The following is an 18,592-nucleotide window of genomic DNA, read 5'->3' as shown; positions in this document are numbered from 1 at the left end:
AGCGTGCTTACTCGTACTTGATGTCCGCGTCGTAGCTGGTGCCACCGACCTTGCCATCCTTGCCCAGGCTGATCAGGTCGAACGGCTGGCCTTCGCCCGGTGCGCGGTATTCCAGTGCGTTGCCCCACGGATCGTTCAGCTCGCTGGCCTTGGCATACGGGCCCAGCCAGCCGTTGCTGCCGCCCGGTTGGGTGACCAGGTCGTCCAGCTTGGCCGGCAGCTTGCCGGTATCGAGCTGGTAGTTCTCGATCTTGCCGGCCATGGTCTGCACCTGCGATTTGGCGATGTTGGCCTTGCCACGATCGGCACCACCGAGCACGCGGCTGCCGACCAGGGTGAGCACCGCGCCGATCAGCACGATGACGATGATGATTTCCAGCAGGCTCATGCCCGACTGGTTGCGCGGAGAGGAAAAGCGGACCAGCTTGCGACGGTGGATCATGGAAGCTCCTTGCAGCATGTCGGAACGAAATGCGCCACGGCGGTCAGCCGATGGCATTGGTGAGGTCGTACAGCGGCACCAGCACGGCCACGATCACCAGGCCGACCACCGAGGCCAGCACCAGGGTGATCACCGGCACCAGCGCCGACAGCAGCCGATCGATGGCGCGTGCGGTTTCCTGTTCAAAGGTATCGGCGGTCTTGAGCAGCATGACATCCAGCGCGCCGGATTCCTCGCCGACCTGGATCATCTGCAGCGCAAGCCGGGGAAAGCGCTTGCCCTTGGCCAGCGAGGCGGACAGGCCGTTGCCGTTCTTGACCTCGTCGCTGGCCGCGTCCACGTCGGCGGCCAGCGCGCGGTTGCCCAGCACGTTGCGTGCGATGCCCAGGCCAGCCAACAGCGGCACGCCGTTGCGCAGCAGCGTGCCCAGCGTGCGCGCCAGCCGTGCGGTTTCCAGCTTGGCCACCAGTCCGCCGATGCCCTTGCGCTGCAGCAGCCAGCCATCCAGCGCCAGGCGCGCCGCGGGCTGGCGCAGCTTGCGTTCGATCACCAGCAGCGCCAGCGCCGGCACCACGATCATCGCCAGCCAGCCCTCGCGCACCACCAGGCCAGCAGTGAGCACCCACTGGGTGAACCACGGCAGCGCCACATCCAGGCTTTCGTACATCTGCGCGAACTGCGGCACCACGTAGCCCAACAGGAACAGCAGCGCCCCGCCGACCACCGCCAGCAGGATCGCCGGGTAGATCAGCGCATTGATCACCCTGCCCCTCAGCTCCTGGCTGCGCTCCAGGTAATCGGACAGACGCTGCAGGGTGTCGTGCAGGCTGCCACCGGCCTCACCGGCGCGCACCATGTTGATGTACAGCCGCGAAAACAACCCGTGCTGGCGTTCCAGCGCGGTCGACAGCGCGGCACCGCCGCGCACTACGTCGCGGATGTCGGTGATCACCCGCCGGCTGCGTTCGTCTTCGGGCAGTTCCAGCAGGATGGTCAGCGCGCGGTCCAGTGGCTGGCCGGCACCGAGCAGGGTGGCCAGCTGCTGGGTGAACTGCACCAGCGCGCCGCCGTCGAATGGCTTGCGCCGCAGCAGCGCCGCCCACGGGGTGCCGCCCGCACCGCCCTCGCTGGCCAGCCGCGCTTCCATCGGCAGATGGCCCTGGTCCTGCAGCCTGGCGGCCACGTCGGCTTCGCTGGCAGCCTCCATCTGGCCGTCGAACAGTTCGCCGTGCGCGTTGAGGGCCTTGTAGCGGTACTGCGCCATGCTCAGCTTTCCTCGGTCACGCGCAGCACTTCTTCGAGCGTGGTGTGGCCCATCAGCGCCTTGGCCAGGCCATCCTCATACATGGTGCGCATGCCGGCGGCGCGGGCGATCTGTTCCACTTCGCCCATGCCGGCGCGGCGCATCACCGCGCGCCGCAGCTCGTCGTTCATCACCAGGAATTCCATGATGGTGGTACGCCCGAGGTAACCGGTCGGCGCGATCGCCGAGGGCTGCGCGCGGTACAGGTAGATGTCTCCTTCCGGCTGCAGGCGGCGCAGCCCGAACTTGTCGATCTCCTCCGGTGAGGCCAGGTAGCGCAGCGCGTGCTGCGGTTCCAGCCGGCGCACCAGGCGCTGGGCCAGGATGCCGTTGATGGTGGAGGTGAGCAGGTAGTCTTCCACGCCCATGTCGAGCAGGCGGGTGATGCCGCCGGCGGCGTTGTTGGTATGCAGCGTGGACAGCACCAGGTGGCCGGTCAGCGCGGACTGGATCGCGATGCGCGCGGTTTCCAGGTCGCGCATTTCGCCGATCATGATGATGTCCGGGTCCTGGCGCACGATGCTGCGCAGCGCGTTGGCGAAGTCCAGACCGATCTGCGGCTTGGCCTGGATCTGGTTGATGCCTTCGATCTGGTATTCGACCGGATCCTCTACGGTGATGATCTTTACATCCGCGGTGTTGAGCTGGCTCAGCGCGGTATACAGCGTGGTGGTCTTGCCCGAGCCGGTGGGGCCGGTGACCAGCAGGATGCCGTGTGGCTGCTCGAGCACTTTGCGGAACTGCGGCAGGAACGCATCGGTGAAGCCGAGCCGGTGGAAATCGAACACCACGGTGTCGCGATCGAGCAGGCGCATCACCACGCTTTCGCCGTGCGCGGTGGGCACGGTGCTCACGCGCAGGTCCAGTTCCTTGCCCTGCACGCGCAGCATGATGCGGCCATCCTGCGGCAGGCGGCGCTCGGCGATGTTCAGCCGCGCCATGATCTTGATGCGGCTGATCACCGCAGCGGTGAGGTTGGCCGGCGGGCTTTCGCCTTCGATCAGCACGCCATCGACGCGATAACGCACCTTCAGCCGGTTCTCGAACGGTTCGATGTGGATGTCCGACGCGCGCAGTTCCACCGCACGCTGGATCACCAGGTTGACCAGGCGGATCACCGGCGCTTCGGAAGCCAGGTCACGCAGGTGCTCGATGTCGTCGACCACGCTGCCTTCGCCGTCAGCGGTTTCGATGATGGCGCCCATCGCGCTGCGGCCCTGGCCGAACCAGCGTTCGATGACGTCATCGATCTCCGAGCGCAGGCCCACGTGCAGGCGTACCGGCACCGCCATCGCCAGCTGCACCGCATCGGCGGTGTACGGCTCCTGCGGGTCGCTCAGCCACAGGTCGAGCACGCCGTCGTGCAGCGCCAGCGGGCAGGCATGGAATTGTTTGAGGAAGCGCAGCGACAGCGGCAGCGCATCGATCAGGGATTCGGGGGGCGCTTCGGCCACGCTCTTGCCCTCCAGCAGCGGCAGCCCCAGCACCTCGGCACAGGCCTGCGCGTGGTCGCGCTCGGACACCAGGCCCAGCCGCACCAGCAGCGGCAGCAGGCTGCCACCGGCTTCGCGCTGCAGCGGCCGCGCGCGGGCCAGGTCGGCCTCCTTCAGCCGCCCGTTGCGCAGCAACAGCGCCACGATGCGGGTTTCCGCATCCATGGCTGACTCTTCAGCAAGATCGTGGGTTACCGCATTCACGAAAGCTCTCCTGGCGACCCGCAGACTTTAGCAGTTCGCCGTGATGCCACATGCGGTGGTGGCCAATGAAAAACGGGAGCCCGTCACATGACGGGCTCCCGCAGTTCTTCCCGGCTGTTACTGGACGGCCTGGATGCTCACGTTGCTGTAAGCCGATTCACCCACCAGCTTGATGTAGTAGGTGCCCGCCACCGGCGCGGTGAAGCGAACGGTTTCACTGTTGCCCGGACGCGCGGACTTGGCATCGAAGTCGGTCGCGGTCGGCTCGGCGCCGGCGCTGACGTACAACGACACGTTGCCGCTGCCGCCGTAGGTGAGGACGCTGAGCGTCTTGCCCGCGGTCGCTTCGAAGCTGTACAGCGTTTCACTGCCACCGGCACCGGTCAGCCCGCTGACCGCCACGCGGTTGGTGAGCGGCGTCGCATCCGGCGCGCAATCGACCGTGCACGGTTCTTCCAGGGCCTTGTCCAGTGCACCCTTGGCGTCGACGATGCCGCTGCCGATCGGGGTGGCCGCCGGGATGGTCACCGGGAAGTTGCGTGCGCTCTGCTTGAGCAGGGTCTCCAGCTGCGCCGGGGTCAGCGGGTCCTTGCCGGCCGAGGCCAGCGCGCCCTGCACCAGCGCGGCCACGGCGGCCACGTGCGGCGAGGCCATCGAGGTGCCGCCCATGCCCATGTAGCTGTAGGCACCGGAGGTCGGGGTGGTCAGGCCGTTGTAGCCGGCCTGCCAGACGTAACCGCCCGGGTTGCCGTCGACGCCACCGCCGCCGCCCGGACCGGACAGGTCCACGGCCGCGCCGAAGTTGGAGTACGACGCGATGCCGCCGGTGATGCGGGTGGCACCCACGGCGATCACGTTGGCGCAGCTGGCCGGACGGTAGCCCGAGGCATTGGAGGCCTGGTTGCCGGCGGCCACCACCACGGTGGTGCCGCGCGAGACCGCGCCGTTGATCGCATCCTGGTAGGCCGGGTCGCACGCGCCGCCGCCGCCCAGGCTCATGTTGATCACTTCGGCCGGGTTCGGGTTGGCCGGCACGCCGGCTACGGTGCCACCGGAGGCCCAGGTGATCGCATCGGCGATGTCGGACAGGTAGCCGCCGCACTTGCCGAGCACGCGCACCGGCAGCACCTTGGCCTTGTAAGCGAGGCCGGCCATGCCGACGGTGTTGTTGGTGGCTTCGGCAACGGTGCCCGACACGTGCGTGCCGTGCCAGGAGCTGTCTTCGGCCAGCGAACCGGCGTAGCACTCGTTGTCGTTCTCTACCCAGTCGCCGTAATCCAGCGCGCCGGGCACGCGTTCATCGGTCGGGCGGCGCGAGGTCTCGGCGTCGCTGATGAAGTCGTAGCCTTCCAGCAGCGTGCCGGCGGCGAAGTCCGGGTGCTGCGGCAGGATGCCGGTATCCAGCACCGCCACCACCACGCCCTCGCCCTGGGCCACGTCCCACGCGGCCGGCGCGTTCACGCCGCCGGTGGCGCTGTGCAGGTGCCACTGGTACTGCGCGTAGTACTGATCGTTGGGCACCAGCTGCGCGGTTTCCTTGGCGCGCAGGTCGGCGCGCTGCAGCTTGACGTCAGCCGCGGCGTACTGGACCGACGGATCGGCCTGGATTTCCTTCAGCACCTTCTGCAGGTCGGCCTGGCTGAGCTTGCCCTGCAGGCGGATCACATCGGCACCGGTGCCGAGCCGGCGCACTACCTGCGGGCTGGCTGCCGCGGCACGCGCGGTGGTGGCGCCGAGGCTGGCGCGCGAAACCGCCGAGGTCACCGTGGCCAGCTTGGCCGAGCGGTCGGAGGCCGCAGCGGTGCCGGTGCGGTACTTGACGATGATGCGTTCGGAACCCTGTTGGGCGGTGCTGGCCTGCTTCGCCGGTTCCTTGACCGGCAAACCGGCGGCATAGGCGCTGGCGCCCACGGACAGCGACAGCACGGCGGCTGCCAGCACGTTGATGCGAAGGTTCTGCTTCTTGGTCACGGTGTAATCCTCTTCAAGGTCATGGATCAAACGACTGTTCAGGCCAACACTCCATGCGGAAACCCCGGCCGGCCCTGGCCAGGGTCTCCGTGACCCGCCCCCTCAGGCCTTGCATTGCATCGGGCGCGTTACCAGCCGAAGCCGGCACCCACGCCCACCGAGCTGTCATCACTGCTGAATGCGCCGCCGACAGTGACCGTGGCGCGGTCGCTGAGGGCCCGCTGGTAGCCCAGCGACAACGCCGACTCGCCGCTCTGGAAGCCGACACCGACACCGACGCGGTTCTGCGTGCGGATGCCGGCGGCACTGGTGGCCATGTTGAGCATCGCGGCGTTCATCGCGCCCTGGCGGTCGATGCGGCGGTCCTGGTGGCGCAGGCGCTCATCGATTTCGCCCTTGTAGATGTCGAAGCTGTCGGCCATCGCGCTGTAGCGCTGGTCGGTGTAGCTGTTGGCGGTGGCGATGCCACCGTCCAGCTGGCCCTTGTTGACCGCATCGGTGGCCGCGCTGCCGGCGGCCACGTTGGTGACCTGGCGTTCGGCACCGACGGCACCCACCGAGACCGTGTCGGCGCGGTCGGCGACCGAGCCCTGGCCCAGCGCTACCGAGTTGGCGGCCGTGGCGCTGGCCCCCTGCCCGATCGCGGTCGCCGAGGCACCGCTGGCCACGGCACCGTCGCCCATCGCCACCGAGGTGACCGGTGCGACGACGGCCGCGACCGGCTGCGGCGCACCGACACTGGCAGCGGTCGGCGTGCCCTGCACGACCGGAGCATCGGCACTGGCCACGCGGGCGGTGTCGGTGCTGGCGGCGGTGGTTTCGGCCGTGGCCGCCGCCGTATCGGCCGCCTCGGGCGTGGCCGCCACGCTGGCGGTGGACACCGACGCGGAGCGCGCACGTGCCGCGTTGCTGCTGCCACCGGCCACGCGCTGGTCGATTTCGCTGACCTTGGCATCCAGCGCCCCAAGCGCGTCACCCACGTTGTTGTAGGTGCTGCCCTGGATCACGTAGTTGGGCGCGACGAACACGCCCTGCATGCCGACGCTGGCGCCGCCGCCGAGGAAGCTGGCGGTGTCGGTCAGCGCCTGGAACAGCTGCCCGCCATTGACGGCCTGGCGGCTGCCGCTGGCGATCGAACCGGTGGCGACGTTGTCCAGGGTGGTGCCCTCCACGCCCGACAGGGTGAGCCTGTCGCGGGTGCTGTCGTCGTAGGTCAGCGCGTTGGCGGTCACGTTCTCCACCGAGCCGATGCGGTCATCGATGTCGCCGACCCGGGTTTCCACGGCGCCCACGCGCTGGTTGGTGGTGTTGAGCTGGCCGCCGGTGACCGCATCGGTGCTGCCTGCGGCGACACGACCGGCCGCGACGTTGACGATGCGGCGGGTGGCCGGCGAATCGGTACCGTTGCCGCCACCGACCGAGACCACGTTGGCCTCCACCGCACGCGACCCTGCACCCAGCGCCACCGAGTTGGCACCGGACGCACCGGCAGCGGACCCGATGGCGATGCCGTTGGCGCCGTTGCTGACGAAGGCACCGTTGCCCACGGCCACGCCGTTGGTGGCGTTGGTCGAGGCCAGGCGGCCGACCACGGTGCTGTTGTCACCGCGTGCCGAGGCATCCGCACCGAGCGCCGTGGCGCCGGTGGCCGACGCGGTGGCCGCAGTACCCACCGCGCTGCTGCGGGTGCCGCTGGCGGTGGCGCCCGAACCGGCGGCCAGTGCATCGGTGCCGCTGGCGTTGGCCACGCCGCTGCCGCTGGCGTCGAAGTGCTGGCCCACGGCATCGGCGGTCGCCGCGACGCTGTCCAGCTGCGCCTTGTTGACCGCGTCGTTGGCATTCACTGCCGCACCGACATTGGTAATGCGGCGCGTGGCCGGACCAGTGGTGCCGTTGCCGCCACCGACCGAGACCACGTTGGCTTCGGTGGCACGCGAGCCTGCGCCCAGTGCCACGCTGCCGGTGCCGCTGGCCCAGGCGCTCTTGCCCAGCGCGGTAGCGTTGATGCCGCTGTAGGCGTAGCTGTCCTGGCCGATCGCGGTGGAGCCGGCCGAGGTGGCCCACGCCAACTGGCCCACGGCGGTGGTCTGTGCCGCAGTGGCCCAGGCGCTGGCGCCGCCGGCGAAGCTGTTGGCGCCGCTGGCCTGCGCGCTGTTGCCGATGGCGATGCCATACGCGCCAGAGGCGGTGCTGCCCCAACCGAACGCGGAGGCGTAGTCGCCGCTGGCTTCGGCACCGTAGCCGAGCGCGGTGGTGCGCAGCCCGCTGGCAGCACTGAACGCACCCACTGCCGTGCTGTAGTCGCTGCCCGCTTCGGCGCTGTAGCCGACGGCGGACGACTGCAGCCCGGCCGAGGTCGCGCCGGCACCGCTGGCGGTGCTGAACACCCCGGTGGCCTGTGCGCCGGCACCCAGTGCGGTGGCGCCGGTGCCGCTGGCACTGGTGGCCTTGTCGAGCAGCACGTTGCCGTTGGCATCTTCGTAGTACAGCGAACCACCGATGGCGGTGGCCGAATCGGCGGTGGCCGAGGCGTTGTAGCCCGATGCCGACGCATAGCGACCCGACGCCAGCGAACCGCTGCCGTAGGCCGACGCGCCGGTGCCGAACGCGTTGGACGCTTCGCCTGCCGCCGTGGCATAGGCGCCATCGACATAGCTGCCCACGTCATCGCCATTGCCGCTGCCGGAAGCCTTGAAGTAGCGGTTGGTTTCCTCGGCGGTATCGGCCACGGCGTTGAGCTGGTCGAGGTTGACCGCGTCGGTGCCTTCGGTACCGGCGGCCACGTTGGTGATCTGCCGCTGCGCAGTGGCGGTGCCGACCGAGACGCTGTTGTCGCGGTCCGCACTGGAGCCCGCACCCAGCGCGACGCTGTTGACGCCGGTGGCGGTGGCGCTTTCGCCCAGCGCGGTGGCGCTGGCGGCATCGGCCCATGAATTCCAGCCGACCGCAGTGGCGTAGTCATCGGTGGCCCAGGCACCGGCGCCGAAGGCCGATGCACCCGTGCCTGACGCGCGCGCCGGAATGAAGCCGAAGAAGGTGCTGCCGCCGACGGCGACGCTTTCGTCGCCGGTGGCTTCACTGAACTCACCCACCGCCACCGCGCTGGCACCGGACGCCGTGGCGGCTGCACCCACCGCGGTTGCATAAGCGTTGGAGGCGACTGCGCCATAACCCAGTGCCGAGGACAGCTCACCGGTGGCTTCGCTGTACCCGCCGAACGCCGATGCACCGGCTTCCGACGCCGTGGAGCGGAAGCCGTTCGCCGTGGCCTGCTGGCCCGACGCGATGGCTTCGCTGCCGCCGGCCGTGCTGTACGCACCGGAGGCCTGCGCACCGGCACCCACCGCGCTGGCACCGATCTCGCTGGCGGCGGCACCGTTGCCGATGGCCACGCTGTTTTCGCCGGTCGCCTGGGCCTCGCTGCCCAGCGCGGCCGCACCTTCGCCGGTGGCAAGCGCGTTGAAGCCGATGGCGGTGGCATTGTTGGCCAGCGCGTTGGCACCACTGCCAAGTGCGCTGGCGCCATCGCCGATCGCATTGGATGCTTCACCCGCCGCCAGTGCGTTGTCGCCTTCCACATAGGCACCGGCATCGCTGTCGTCGCTGCCGCTGGCCTGGAAGTATTTGCTGGTGGTTTCAGCCACCGCAGCCACTTCCTTCAGCTGAGCCACGTTCACCGCATCGGTGTCTTCGGTACCGGCACCCACGTTGGTGATCTGGCGGTCAATCGCGTCATGCACCACGCCGGCCGCATCGGTCCAGGCTTCGGCCGCACCGACCGATACCGTGTTGGCACGGTCGGCCAGCGTGCCGGCGCCGAGCGCGACACTGTTTTCGGCGTCCTTGGTGGTCCAGGTGTTGCTGCCCACCACGGTCGAGTTCAGCGCCTGGGCGTAGCTGTTGTAGCCAACCACGGTGGCGCCATCTTCGGTGGCCCACGCCTCGCTGCCGACGGCCGTGGTCTGGATGCCCTGGGTGCTGCTGTTGGCATCGGCGCCGGCCAGGGCGTTGAAGCCGACCGCCACGCCGTTCTGTGCGGTGGCCGCGTTGTTGCCCAGCGCCACGCCGTACTCACCGGCATTGGCCTGCACGCCGAACGCCGCACCGGCCACGTTGGCACGCGTGCCCTGGCCCACTGCGGTGGCTACTTCGTCCGCGTAGCTGTAGGTACCGATCGCGGTGCCGAAGAAGGCAGCCGTGGCGCCCGCGCCGAACGCACTGGCGGCCCAGCCGTCGGCGGTGGCGAAGTTGCCGATCGCCGTGGTTTCACGACCCAGCGCCCACGCCCCGTACCCTACTGCGGTGGATGCCAGGCCACTGGATTCCGCGCCCGCACCGACCGCCACAGAGCCGAAGCCCTGCGACAGCGCGCCGCCGCCAATGGCGATGGCGGCACCGCCACTGGCGGTGCTCAGGTCACCAAGGGCGACCGCGCCCTGCCCGCTGCTGGCCGCGTTGCTGCCGATGGCAACCGCATAATCGGCGGTCGCCGTGGCATTGAAGCCCACTGCCGTCGCCTCGTTGGCAACCACCGTGCTGCCCGCACCCAGCGCCGTGGCGCCGTTGCCGATGGCATTGCTGGCCTCACCGGCGGCCAGCGCATCATCGCCGTCGACGAAGGCACCGGCATCGCTGGCATCGCTGCCGCTGGCCTGGAAGTACTTGCTGGTGGTGGCGGCCGTATCGGCCACCGCATTGAGCTGGTCCAGGTTCACCGCATCGGTGCCTTCGGTACCGGCAGCCACGTTGGTGACCTGGCGCTCGCTGCCGGCGCTGCCGACCGACACGCTGTCGTCGCGGTCGGCGATCGAATCCGCACCGAGCGCCACGCTGTTTTCGCCTTCGGACGTCGCCGCGTTGCCCAGCGCGGTGCTGTTCAACCCGGGCGACCACGCACCGCCGCCCACGGCGGTGGAATAGTTGCCCGAGGCTTCGGTCGGCAGCAGGCCGAACAGCGCACCGCCGATGGCCACGCTGTTGGTGCCGCTGGCCAGGCTGCCCTGGCCGGTGGCGGTGCTGTAGGCACCGGTGGCTTCGGCGTCACCGCCGAGCGCCACGCTGTTGGAACCGGTGGCCTGGGCGAAGCTGCCCAGCGCGGTGGCGTTGAACGCGGTGGCGGCGGCATAGCCACCGATCGCGGTGGTGTAGCCGGCAGTCGCTTCCGAGGCGAAACCGTAGCCGGCCGACAGGGTGCCGCTGACCACGCTTTCCGCGCCGACCGCAGTGGCGCCCGAGCCGCTGGCGGTGCTGTAGTAACCCAGCGCCACCGATTCCTCACCGGCCGCTTCGGACAGTGCGCCGCTGGCGAGGCTGCCGGCGCCCGAGGCGATGCTGGCCGCACCGTTGGCAGTGCTCTGCTCACCCGACGCCAGGCTTTCGGCACCGTTGGCGGTGGCGTATTCGGCAGTGGCCTGTGCATCGGCACCGGTGGCGGTGGCATTGCCTGCGCTGGCAAGTGCATTCAGGCCAACCGCGGTGGCGCCGTCAGCGAGCGCGAACGCACCACTACCGACTGCCGAGGCGCCGGTGCCGCTGGCGAAACTGCTGGAACCCACTGCCGTGGCGTAGTCGCCATCGGTGGCGGCGTTGGAACCGGCCGCCACGCTTTCCGCTCCGCCGACGACCGCCACGCCATCGCCGCTTGCCTGGAACTTGTTAGTGGCGGCCGTGAGCTGATCGACGTTGACGGCATCGGTACCTTCCGTGCCGGCCGCGACCTGGGTGATCTGGCGCTGCTGGTCGTCATTGCCGACCGATACGGTGTACGCGCGGTCGGCGCGTGCGCCAGCGCCCAGTGCCACCGCGTTGGCGGCACTGGCATTGCTGCCCGCGCCGATGCCTATCGCGCTTTCGCCGCCGGCCACGACATTCGTGCCGATAGCGATGGTGTTGATGCTGTTGCCCAGCGCCTGGTAACCCACCGCGACGCTGTTGTCGCCGTAGCCGAACGCACCGCGGCCGAGCGCGGTGGCGCTGTTGCCGCGCGCCCAGCTGTTGTAGCCGATCGAGGTAGCACCGCTGCCATCGGCCCACGCCGCATAGCCCACGGCGGTGGCATTGGCCTCGGTCGCCCACGCACTGGAACCGAACGCGGTGGCACCATCGCTGGTGGCCCATGCGTACGCACCGGTAGCGGTGCTCTCGCTGCCGCTGGCGAAGGCGTTGTCGCCCTGCGCCACGCTGTACTCACCCGTAGCGCGCGACTTGTAGCCCTGCGCCAGGCTGTTGTCGCCGGTGGCCTGTGCGCCACTGCCGTACGCGTTGCTCTGCGCGCCGGTGGCCTGTGCACCTGCACCGACGGCAACGGCATCCTGCGCGGCGGTGGTGCCCACTGTCACCGCGTTGCCATCGGCATCCACGATCGGCGAGTTGTACTGGTCGTAGGCCTGGCCAACGCCACCAATGGCGACGCTGCCGTTGCCGGTGGCGGCGACATTGCGGCCCACGGCCACCGTGTCATCGCCCACTGCGGACGCACCGTTGCCCACCGAAGTGGCGCCTGCGCCGATGGCATTGCTGGCCTCGCCTGCAGCCAGCGCGCCGTCGCCATCGGCGAACGCGCCCACGTCGCTGTCCTGCGAGCCGTTGGCCTTGAAGCGGTAGGCGGTGCCGTCCGCGGTCCCGGCGACGGCATCCAGCTGCGCCTTGTTGACCGCATCGGTGGCTTCGCTGCCCGCGGCGACATGGGTGATCTGGCGTTCGTTGCCGACATCGCCGACCGACACCGTGTTGTCGCGCACGGCGGTGGAATTGGCCCCCAGGGCGACGCTGTTGGCGCCGCGCGCGGTGCTGTAGAAGCCGACGGCCGTGCTCAGTTCGCCACTGGCCCAGCTTTCCGCACCGAGTGCGGACGCGCCTTTGCCCGGTGCGTAGGCGAAGTAGCCCACGGCGGTGGCTTCTGTGCCCGAGGCTTCGCTGAGCGTGCCGTTGGCCACGGCGTAATCGCCGCTGGCAATCGCACCGGCGCCGACCGCGGTGGCGGCCTCGCCACTGGCCTGGGTGTCGACGAAGAAGCCCAGGCCGGGAATCAGGTCGACCGGACCGCCGATGGCGGTGCTGCTGGTGCCGCTGGCCGCGCTCTGCGTGCCCACCGCCGTGGCGTAGTCGCCGGTGGCATTGGCCACCGCGCCGAACGCCGACGACTGTGCGCCGGCCGCATAGGCGCCGACGCCATACGACGAGGCGGCAAAGCCCGCCGCTTCCGCGCTGGCGCCGACGGCGGTGCCGCCGACGCCGGCGCTGGTGGCGCCGGTATCGACCGGCACGCCGCCGTTGGTGATCAGCGGGTTGCCGTCTTCATCCACGGCAGTGCCGCCCACCGCCACGCTGCCCGGGCCGTTGGCCTGCGCGTTGGTGCCGAAGGCGGCGCTGTTCTGGCCGCTGGCCAGCGCGTTGTAGCCCACCGCGGTGGCGTTCTGCGCCACCGCGGTGGCGCCGCTGCCGAGCGCGGTGGTGCCGGCGCCGAGGGCATTGGTGGCTTCGCCCACGGCCGTGGCGTTGTCGCCGTCGGCAAAGGCGCCTGCGTCGCTCTCGGCGCTGCCGGTAGCCTGCACGTACTTCGCGGTGGTGCCTGCCACCTCGCCCACCTCATCGAGCTGGGCCTTGTTCACCGCATCACCGGCTTCGGTGCCGGCGGCGACGTTGGTGATCTGCCGTTGCAGGCCGTTGTTGTTGCCGACCGACACGGTGTCCACGCGATCGGCGTAGGAGCCTGCGCCCAGCGCGACGCTGCCGACCGCAACCGCTGCGGAGTTGGAACCCAGCGCCGCACTGAAGTCGGCCACCGCCGTGCTGAACGCACCCACCGCAATCGAGGCTTCGCCGCCGCTGCCGGCGCCGCGGCCGAGCGAGGTGCTGCCCGCGCCGATCGCCAGTGCGCCGCCACCAATGGCGGTGGCGCCATCGGCGCTGGCTTCGGCCAGCCCGCCAATCGCGGTGGCTGCGCCATTTTCGCTGGCGGCAAACGCGGATGCGCCCAGCGCCACGTCACCCAGTCCGAACGCCATCGCGCTCTGTCCCACCGCAACGGTGGCGTCGCCGATGGCCAGGCTGTTCTGGCCGAATGCGCTGCCGCCCAGGCCGGCGGCAACGGCATCGCTGCCTACCGCCGTGGTGGCGTTGGCCAGCGCCTGGCTGTTGCGGCCCAGCGCGGTGGCGCCGTCGCCGTCTGCATTGGCACTGGCGCCGGCAGCGAGTGCGCCTTCGCCCTCGATGCGGGCTGCATCGCTGTCGTTGCCTTCGCCGTCCGCCTTGAAGTAGCGCGTTGCGCTGGCCGCCGTTGCAGCGACGGTGTCGAGCTGCGCCTTGTTCACCGCATCGGTCGCCGCGGTACCGGCGGCCACGTTGGTGACCTGGCGTTCCTTGCCGGCATCACCGACCGACACCGTGTTGGCGCGTGCAGCGCGCGAGCCGGCACCGAGCGCCACGCTGTTGGCCGCCGAGGCGGTGCTGTTGCTGCCGATGGCCACGGCGTTCGCGCCCGATGCGGTCGCATTGCCATCCACCACGCAGCTGTCGATCACGTTGCTGTTGAGCACCACGCAGTTGGCGTTGCCCCCCACTTCCACCGACTGCGCCTGCGCACTGGAGGGCGCGCCGGCCATGCCCAATCCAAGCGTCAACGCAATGGCGGCCGAGAGCACGGCGCCACTGCGCGTGTCGGAAGATCGTCGCTGATCGATGACCACGCCCGGGGTCTGGCTGCTGGCGAGTTCGGAGGCAACGACCATCTGCCCCAGTGCTTTGTTCCAGACCTTGCGATAAATCCGATTCATCGATGCGACTCCTGGTTGGCTGGTTTTGGGCAAAGCGACGCCAACGCCAGGCCGCGTGGCCCAACGTCCCCTGGGGGCGTTTTCCGCTTGATTTACTGCGTTGTGCCGGATGGCGCGCTATCGGCGCGATCAACGAACAGAGAACTCGCCATCCTTGCGGTTGATTCCGAACTGAACGATTGCAAACTGAGAACTCAGTGTTAACGCACGGTTTCGGTGGCGTCAAGACTTTGACAGACGAAAGTGTTCGAACGCGCAAGGCGTCACACATTCGACTATTCATCAACGCATTTTGTTAGATCGATGTGAGCATTCGCCATCACGCGACTTCACACATGTAACGCGCTGTAACTCGTTGGCTGTGCTCGACTTGAACGCCACCCAAAAAAAACCGCCGAACAGGTCGGCGGTCTTTTTTTCACTTCTCTTTCACTCGACTTTCACACGGCGTGCACCGTCGTTCAGCCGCACCATACTCTTGCGTTGCGGAACATGCGCAGCCACGGCGAGTCGCCGTTCCAGTCCGCCGGACGCCAGCTGAGGTTCACCGCGCGCGGGGTGCGCTCGGGGTGCGGCATCATGATCGTCACGCGGCCATCGGTGGTGGTCAGGCCGGTGATACCGTCGGGCGAGCCGTTCGGGTTCAGCGGGTACTGGGTGGCCACGTTGCCGTCGCCATCGACATACCGCAGCGACACGCGGGCGGCGGCCTGGTCGACGGCATTGGTGAACACCGCCTGGCCTTCGCCGTGCGCCACCGCCACCGGCAGGCGCGAACCGGCCATGCCACGCAGCAGGATCGACGGCGATTCGACGATCTCCAGCAGCGCGGTGCGGGCTTCGAACTGCTCGCTGCGGTTGCGCCGGAACTGCGGCCAGTGCTCGGCACCGGGGATGATGTCCTTGAGCTGGCTCAGCATCTGGCAGCCGTTGCACACGCCCAGCGCGAAGCTGTCCTGGCGGGCGAAGAAGCCGGCAAAGGCATCACGCAGCGCGCTGCGCTCCAGCACCGAGGTGGCCCAGCCGCGGCCCGCACCCAGCACGTCGCCGTAGCTGAAGCCGCCACAGGCGGCCAGGCCGGTGAAATCGGCCAGGTCGACGCGGCCGGCGATCAGGTCGCTCATGTGCACGTCCACGCTGCGGAAGCCGGCGCGTTCGAAGATGTTGGCCATTTCGATCTGGCCGTTGACGCCCTGCTCGCGCAGCACCGCCACGCGCGGACGCGCGCCGGTGTTGATGAACGGGGCGGCCACATCCTCATTGAGGTCGAAGCTGAGCTTCGGCTTCAGGCCCGGCGCGGTGAAGCTGCGCGCGATGGCGCGCTCCTGGTCGGCGTTGTCGGGGTTGTCGCGCAGCTTCTGCATGGCGTGGGTGACCGACCACCAGGCATCGAACAGCGCTTCCCAGCGCCATTCAACCAGGCTTTCGCCCTGCAGCGACACGCGCACCACCGGGGCCGTGGTCGGGCGGGCGATGCGCTGGGCACATTCGGTCAGCGCATGGCGCTCGACCAGGTCGGCGAAGGCCGCACGGTCTTCGCGGGCGATCTGCACCACCGCACCCAGCTCTTCGTTGAACAGGCTGCGGAACGGATCATCGCCCCACGCATCCAGGGTGATGTCCAGGCCCTGGCGCGAGGCGAAGGCCATTTCGCACAGCGCGGCGAACGCGCCGCCGTCGCTGCGGTCGTGGTAGGCCAGCAGCAGGCCGGACTGGCGTGCGTCGCGGATCAGTTCGAAGAACGCACGCAGGCGCTGCGGATCATCCAGGTCCGGCACGGCACCGGCAAACGCCGGCAGCGCGCTGTGGTCGGCGTGCACCTGGGCCAGGATCGAACCGCCCAGGCGCTGCTTGCCGGCGCCCAGGCCGATCAGCCAGAGCTCGCTTTCCGTCTCGCGGTCCAGCAGCGGGGTCAGCTGGGTGCTGGCATCGGCCACCGGCGCGAACGCGGTGATCACCAGCGACACCGGCGACACCGACTTGTGCGCCTCACCGGCGTCGTGCCACTGCGCCTGCATGGACAGCGAGTCCTTGCCGACCGGGATGCTCAAGTCCAGCTGCGGGCACAGTTCCATGCCCACTGCGCGCACTGCGTCGTACAGCAGCGCGTCTTCGCCGTTGTGGCCCGCCGCGGCCATCCAGTTCGCAGAAAGCTTCACCGTTTCCAGCGCATCGACCGGGGCCGCGCACAGGTTGGTGATCGCTTCGCCCACTGCCATGCGCGCCGAGGCGGCGGCATCGAGCAGCGCCAGCGGGGTGCGCTCGCCGATCGACATCGCTTCGCCGGCCAGCGTATCGAAGCCGGCCAGGGTGATGGCAACGTCGGACAGCGGCAGCTGCCACGGACCGATCATCTGTTCGCGTGCGGTCAGGCCACCGACGCTGCGGTCACCGATGGTGACCAGGAAGTTCTTCGACGCCACCGACGGGTGCGCCAACACGCGCAGGCCTGCCTCGTGCAGGTCCAGGCCGCCGGTCTTCAGCGCAGGCCAGCGCGGCGCCGGCGGGTGCGCGGTGTCGCGGTGCATCTTCGGCGGCTTGCCGAACAGGACGTCCATCGGCAGGTCGATCGGGGCGTCGGCCGGAATGTTGCCGACCGTCGCGCCATAGGCGACCACCAGGCGTTCTTCGGCCGTGGCCACGCCGACCGCGGCGAACGGGCAGCGCTCGCGCGCGCACAGCGCGGCGAACTCGGCCAGGCGCGCCTGCGGCACGCCCAGTACATAGCGCTCCTGCGATTCGTTGCACCACAGCTGCATCGGCGACAGCGACGGGTCATCGGTGGGCACCTTGCCCAGGTCGATCACCCCGCCCACGCCGGAGTCGTGCAGCAGCTCCGGAATCGCATTGGACAGGCCACCGGCGCCCACGTCGTGGAACCAGCGGATCGGGTTGTCCAGACCGAGCGCCACGCAGCGGTCGATCACTTCCTGGCAACGGCGTTCCATTTCCGGGTTGTCGCGCTGCACGCTGGCGAAATCCAGGTCCTCGGCGCTTTCGCCGGAGGCCACCGAACTGGCGGCACCGCCGCCCAGGCCGATCAGCATGGCCGGGCCACCGAGCACGATCACCGCATCGCCCGGCTGCAGCTTGAGCTTTTCGACCTGGACCTGGTCGATCGCACCGAGGCCACCGGCCAGCATGATCGGCTTGTCGTAGGCGCGGGTCAGGCCGTCACCTTCGGGCAGCTCGAAGCTGCGGAAATAGCCCAGCAGGTTCGGCCGGCCGAATTCGTTGTTGAACGCGGCGCCGCCGAGCGGCCCTTCCAGCATGATGTCCAGCGCCGGGGCCATGCGCGGGTTCAGCGCGCGCGGCGCTTCCCACGGCTGCGGCAGGGTCGGGATGCGCAGATGCGAGACCGAGAAGCCGGTCAGGCCGGCCTTGGGCTTGCCGCCGCGGCCGGTGGCGCCTTCGTCGCGGATCTCGCCGCCGGCGCCGGTGGAGGCCCCCGGGAACGGCGCGATCGCGGTCGGGTGGTTGTGCGTTTCCACCTTGATGCAGAACGCCGAATCGACCACCGCTTCGCTGCGGTATTCGCCCGTGGCCGGGTCCGGGCGGTAGCGCGCGGCCGGGAAGCCGGCCACCACCGCCGCGTTGTCGCTGTACGCGCTGAGCGTGTGCTGCGGGGTCTGCTGGTGGGTGTTCTTGATCATGCGGAACAGCGAATGGGCCTGGTCGGCGCCATCGATGGTCCAGCTGGCATTGAAGATCTTGTGCCGGCAGTGCTCCGAGTTCGCCTGCGCGAACATCATCAGTTCCACGTCCGACGGCTTGCGGCCCAGCTCGCCGAAGCGCTGGCGCAGGTAGTCGATCTCGTCCTGGGCCATGGCCAGGCCCAGGCGGCGGTTGGCCGCTTCCAGGTCTTCCAGCGCTACCCGCTCCAGCTCGCCACGGGCCGGCGCGGTGAACAGCGCCTGGGCCTGGGCGGCATCGTCCAGCACCGACTGGGTCATCGGGTCGTGCAGCGCGCGGATAACCGCCTCGCGCGCGGCCGCGTCGGCCGGCCAGCCGGCCAGGTCGATGCGCAGGCCACGTTCCACCCGGCGGATCGGCTGCCCGGCGCCACGCACCAGTTCGGTGGCCTTGCTCGACCACGGCGACAGCGTGCCCAGGCGCGGCACCACGAAGCGGCTGATCGCCCCGTCCTCGCGTACTGCCGGGGCCGGCTCGGCTTCCAGGATCCGGGTCAGGACCACCGGGTCCGGGGCGGCATCGCCCTCGGTCTGGATGAAGTACACATGCCAGGCACCGGTAATGCGCAGATCGGCGGCCAGGGACTGGAGGCGGGATTCAAGACGTTCGCGGCGGAACGGCGAAAGGGCGGATGCGCCCTCGAGGACCATCATGTCCGGGGAACCGTGGTTGGGAACGGGGCCCACTATTGTACCGGTCCGTGCCGGCCGGT

The 18,592-nt window shown here is 69.5% G+C and carries 6 protein-coding genes; all 6 read right to left on the bottom strand.

The genetic code is table 11. From position 1 onward, the window contains the following. Positions 1-7 precede the first annotated feature (7 nt). The gene (gene gspG / locus V9K91_RS16825) at positions 8-442 is read right to left on the bottom strand and encodes a type II secretion system major pseudopilin GspG (RefSeq protein ID WP_068849158.1); all 435 of its coding nucleotides are present in this window, start codon (positions 440-442) and stop codon (positions 8-10) included. 43 nt (positions 443-485) lie between these two features. Then, the gene (locus V9K91_RS16820; protein ID WP_307107460.1) at positions 486-1,706 is read right to left on the bottom strand and encodes a type II secretion system F family protein; all 1,221 of its coding nucleotides are present in this window, start codon (positions 1,704-1,706) and stop codon (positions 486-488) included. A 2-nt stretch (positions 1,707-1,708) separates the two neighbouring features. Next, a complete protein-coding gene (gspE, locus tag V9K91_RS16815; RefSeq protein ID WP_249833749.1) occupies positions 1,709-3,442 on the bottom strand; it encodes a type II secretion system ATPase GspE in 1,734 nt (577 codons plus the stop codon). Between the two features lie 117 nt (positions 3,443-3,559). Beyond that, positions 3,560-5,413, bottom strand: coding sequence for a S8 family peptidase (locus V9K91_RS16810; protein ID WP_184124692.1), 1,854 nt, complete (start codon positions 5,411-5,413; stop codon positions 3,560-3,562). A 128-nt stretch (positions 5,414-5,541) separates the two neighbouring features. Next, positions 5,542-14,187, bottom strand: a complete 8,646-nt coding sequence (locus V9K91_RS16805) for an ESPR-type extended signal peptide-containing protein (protein WP_336443551.1) — start codon at positions 14,185-14,187, stop codon at positions 5,542-5,544. A gap of 461 nt (positions 14,188-14,648) precedes the next feature. Beyond that, positions 14,649-18,533: a phosphoribosylformylglycinamidine synthase gene (gene purL / locus V9K91_RS16800; RefSeq protein WP_336443550.1), complete on the bottom strand. Its 3,885-nt coding sequence runs from the start codon at positions 18,531-18,533 to the stop codon at positions 14,649-14,651. Positions 18,534-18,592: the final 59 nt, after the last annotated feature.

The organism is Stenotrophomonas sp. CCNWLW57 (assembly GCF_037203925.1).
GTDB lineage: Bacteria > Pseudomonadota > Gammaproteobacteria > Xanthomonadales > Xanthomonadaceae > Stenotrophomonas > Stenotrophomonas rhizophila_A.
The sequence above is the reverse complement of the archived record's forward strand: the minus strand, read 5'-3'. Positions and strand labels throughout refer to the sequence as shown.

What these genes read in the sequence shown, in the direction of transcription:
- V9K91_RS16820 (WP_307107460.1), bottom strand. Translation starts at nt 1,706, where the DNA reads ATGGCGCAGTACCGCTACAAGGCCCTCAACGCGCACGGCGAACTGTTC.
- gspG (WP_068849158.1), bottom strand. Translation starts at nt 442, where the DNA reads ATGATCCACCGTCGCAAGCTGGTCCGCTTTTCCTCTCCGCGCAACCAG.
- V9K91_RS16805 (WP_336443551.1), bottom strand. Translation starts at nt 14,187, where the DNA reads ATGAATCGGATTTATCGCAAGGTCTGGAACAAAGCACTGGGGCAGATG.
- purL (WP_336443550.1), bottom strand. Translation starts at nt 18,533, where the DNA reads ATGATGGTCCTCGAGGGCGCATCCGCCCTTTCGCCGTTCCGCCGCGAA.